1 protein-coding gene is annotated in these 370 nt (G+C 38.1%); it reads left to right on the top strand.

Features of this window, described 5'->3' with window-relative positions; translation table 11 throughout:
• The first annotated feature begins 213 nt into the window (after window positions 1–213).
• Window positions 214–321: a type I toxin-antitoxin system Fst family toxin gene (locus FC65_RS12015; RefSeq protein WP_017866858.1), complete on the top strand. Its 108-nt coding sequence runs from the start codon at window positions 214–216 to the stop codon at window positions 319–321.
• Window positions 322–370: the final 49 nt, after the last annotated feature.

The following is a 370-nucleotide window of genomic DNA, read 5'->3' as shown; positions in this document are numbered from 1 at the left end:
TCACGAGTTAATAAGTGAGGTAGTTGTGCTTTTTCTGCTTGAGCTTGTTGTTGCAATTTTTGCGTAAATTCTTTTTTAGTTTGGTTGGGTCGCCAGTCAGTAAAAAGATCAAACTGGTGATTTTGAAAATCTAAATCCATAAAGGTCCCTCCTAAAAGTGAAACAAATGTTATACTTTTAACTGGCAACTTGCCCTGAAAGGGGGCGTTGTCTATGGTACATGATATTCTTTCGTTGATTGTCGCACCTATTATTGTAGGTATAGTTATTAAACTATTCTCTCATTGGTTAGATGAGAGTGACAAAGACGACGATCACTAGCAAGTTGTCAATCTAACCCACACGCTGAATTCCGCGCAGCGAAAAAAAG

Origin of the sequence: Ligilactobacillus acidipiscis DSM 15836, from assembly GCF_001435755.1 — a bacterium.
GTDB lineage: Bacteria > Bacillota > Bacilli > Lactobacillales > Lactobacillaceae > Ligilactobacillus > Ligilactobacillus acidipiscis.
The sequence above is the reverse complement of the archived record's forward strand: the minus strand, read 5'-3'. Positions and strand labels throughout refer to the sequence as shown.